The sequence below is a fragment of the Bradyrhizobium sp. Unk1 genome, from assembly GCF_059512345.1.
Map to the genome: position 1 here is coordinate 1 of NZ_JCAMOP010000174.1, position 1240 is coordinate 1240.

The window sequence follows — 1240 nt, forward strand, 5'->3', positions numbered from 1 at the left end:
CAGCTCCCCATTACCGGCTTTGCCCATAAGGCAGGAATTATAGGCGACGCGTGTCGTGCCGCAGTCGTCGCAAGCCTCCATGTGGCCGCCGAGCGCCTCGGTCCGGCACGCCACGATCGCGCTCATCACGCGCCGTTCGACCCGACCGAGATGACCGGCACGGTCACGGCGATAGGTGTCGCCATGCCGGCGCAGAATATCGGCAATCTCGATGGCGGGCCTGTTGGAGCGGCTGTCGGGGCGGATCATCACCCGCATCCGGCCGCGGATCATCGAGGTGGCGTCACCTCCAGCGACAGGCGATCGAGCGGGCTCTGCGTCGCCCGGATCGTATCGGTGGCGACCTGCGTGTAGCGCGCTGTCGACGACAAATTATTGTGCCCGAGCAAGACCTGGATGATCCGGATATCGGTTCCGTTCTCGAGAAGATGCGTCGCGAAGCTGTGGCGCAGCGTGTGCAGCGTGACGCGCTTGGTCAGGCCCGCAGCCTTCACCGCCGACCGACAGGCGGCGTGCAACACGGTCTGATCGATCGGATGATCTTGGTCACGACCCGGGAACAGATAAAGCCGCGGCCGGGCAAGCCGCCAGTAGGTGCGCAGGATGCCCAGCAGCTGGGGCGACAGCATCACGTTGCGATCCTTCGCGCCCTTGCCGTGGCGCACCTGGATGACGCCGCGGGCGCTGTCGATGTCTTCGATCCGCAGTCCCGCGACTTCGGAGGCCCTGAGTCCGGCCGCATAGGCCGTGGTGAGCGCGGCGCGGCTCTTCAGGCTGGACACGGCCTCGAGGAACTGAACCACTTCGTCGGCGCTGAGCACGACCGGCAGCTTGCGCGGCTCTCGCGCATAGGGAATGCGCTCCGGGATGAGCGCCTCGCCGAGTGTGACGCCGTAGAAAAACCGTAGCGCACAGACGATCTGGTTCAGCGCCGGCCATGAGATGCCGGTCGAGACCAGATGCACCTGGAAGGCGCGGACGTCTTCCAGCTCTAACCGGTCAGGCGATCGGCCAAAATAGCGGCTGAACTTCGAAACCGCGCTGATGTAGGATCGTTGCGTCGCCGGCGACAGATTGCGGACGGTCATGTCTTCGATCATGCGGCGGCGAAGAGGGCTCAAATCGGCCATCTCGATACTCCTGTCTGAGGGGGGTGGGCTCCAACACCCACATCCTCTCAGCCAGGAGGCGATCTACGCCACCTTGCCCCTCACGCCGCGGCAGCGGCTTCGTTCAATCC

Annotated in this window: 2 protein-coding genes; both read right to left on the reverse strand. The window is 65.0% G+C overall.

The window, feature by feature from the left end; genetic code table 11:
• On the reverse strand, positions 1–249 hold a 249-nt coding region (locus AC5ZFO_RS47935; RefSeq protein ID WP_496124258.1), incomplete at its 3' end, for a transposase zinc-binding domain-containing protein.
• Between the two features lie 20 nt (positions 250–269).
• Positions 270–1130 carry a tyrosine-type recombinase/integrase gene (locus AC5ZFO_RS47940; protein WP_254106640.1) on the reverse strand — a complete coding sequence of 287 codons (861 nt, stop codon included), beginning with the start codon at positions 1128–1130 and terminating at the stop codon, positions 270–272.
• Positions 1131–1240: the final 110 nt, after the last annotated feature.

Bases quoted from the DNA above. Each gene is read 5' to 3' on its own strand.
- AC5ZFO_RS47940 (WP_254106640.1), bottom strand. From the start codon at position 1,130: ATGGCCGATTTGAGCCCTCTTCGCCGCCGCATGATCGAAGACATGACC.